The following is a 1504-nucleotide window of genomic DNA, read 5'->3' on the forward strand; positions in this document are numbered from 1 at the left end:
AGTAAAGGAGTTAAACTTGAAAAATTAAAGTAAATACTTCTTAAATTTAAGAATATAAATTAACTTGAAATTAATTTCACATTTTACATATATAGGTAATTTAAAAAATAAAGATATCTATACTTATAAACTCTAAATTCAATGGAGTTACTATGTTTAACTATTTTTAGAGCAGATTTTTCATAGATATAATTTGTTTTAAATTAAAATATTAAATTTTTCTTACAATATTGACATGTAAGTTTAATAAAAAAACATGTTAAACTTACATTAAATAGGTGTATAGATGTATATTGTAGTATAAATTTATAAAATTGTAAGGAGAGGATGATTAGATGGCTAAAAGTTTATCTCATTATTCATTCAATGATGATTTAACAATCAGAAATTATTTAGCATTAATGACATGCATTATAAATCCAAGAATGACTCAATCAAAGGCTGTAAAGTTATTTGAAATTAATTGTAAAGGTGATAAAAGAAGAAAATAAATACAGATAATGATAATGTTTAAGTTTTTAGAAGGTAAATAAAGTTTTAATTTAAAATTAATACGGGGTATTCTATTAAGTTTTAATCGTTATAGTTTTATAAATTTAAAACTATCTTACAGATTAGCTTAGTTAAATATATAAATGAATTGAAAAAACTGAAGATAGTCTATCTAGTGATTAGGTAGACTATCTTTAGTTTTTGTTAAAAAGTTAAAATTTAATTGATTTTATGTTCAATATGCGCTATATAATTTTATTAAGGATGTAAATATACTTAAAATTAAATTAGATTAGGATGGTGTAGGTATGAAAGTATTGTTAGTCAATGGAAGTCCAAATAAAAATGGATGTACATACACAGCATTAGAGGAAGTTTCAAAAGCACTAGAAGCAAGTGGAATAGATACAGAAATTTTTCACATAGGTAATAAACCTGTAGGAGGATGTATAGGATGTCGTTCATGTAAAAATACAGGTAAGTGCTTCATGAATGATGGAGTTAATGATTTTGTAGAAAAGGCAAAGTATGCAGATGGATTTGTATTTGGATCACCTGTTTATTATGCATCTGCAGCAGGATCATTAGTATCTTTTTTAGATAGAGTATTTTATAGCGGAGGAAAATACATGGCATTTAAGCCAGGTGCTTCAGTAGTTAGTGCCAGAAGAGCAGGAACTACTGCTACACTTGATCAATTAAATAAGTACTTTACTATCTCTAATATGCCAATTGTTAGTTCTCAATATTGGAATATGGTCCATGGAAACACTTCAGACGAAGTAAAAAAAGATGTAGAGGGATTACAAACAATGAGAGTTCTAGGCAAAAATATGGCCTGGATAATAAAATGTATAGATATTGGTAAAAAGAATAATATAGAAAAACCAGATTTAGAAGATAGAGTACATACAAATTTTATAAGATAAAAATTATAATAAAAAAGCACTTCGAAAATGCGAAGTGCTTTTTTATATATTAGAAAGCTTTTCATCTTTATTTTTAAGTATTG

At 25.4% G+C, this 1504-nt stretch carries 2 protein-coding genes; both read left to right on the top strand.

What is annotated here, in order from left to right:
• The first annotated feature begins 335 nt into the window (after positions 1 to 335).
• Positions 336 to 491: a hypothetical protein gene (locus VN21_RS18635; protein WP_161794363.1), complete on the top strand. Its 156-nt coding sequence runs from the start codon at positions 336 to 338 to the stop codon at positions 489 to 491.
• Between the two features lie 309 nt (positions 492 to 800).
• Positions 801 to 1421 (top strand): flavodoxin family protein, encoded by a 621-nt coding sequence (locus VN21_RS07165; RefSeq protein WP_046821689.1) that lies wholly within the window; start codon positions 801 to 803, stop codon positions 1419 to 1421.
• The last annotated feature ends 83 nt before the right edge of the window (positions 1422 to 1504 follow it).

This window comes from Paraclostridium benzoelyticum (assembly GCF_001006285.1).
GTDB lineage: Bacteria > Bacillota > Clostridia > Peptostreptococcales > Peptostreptococcaceae > Paraclostridium > Paraclostridium benzoelyticum.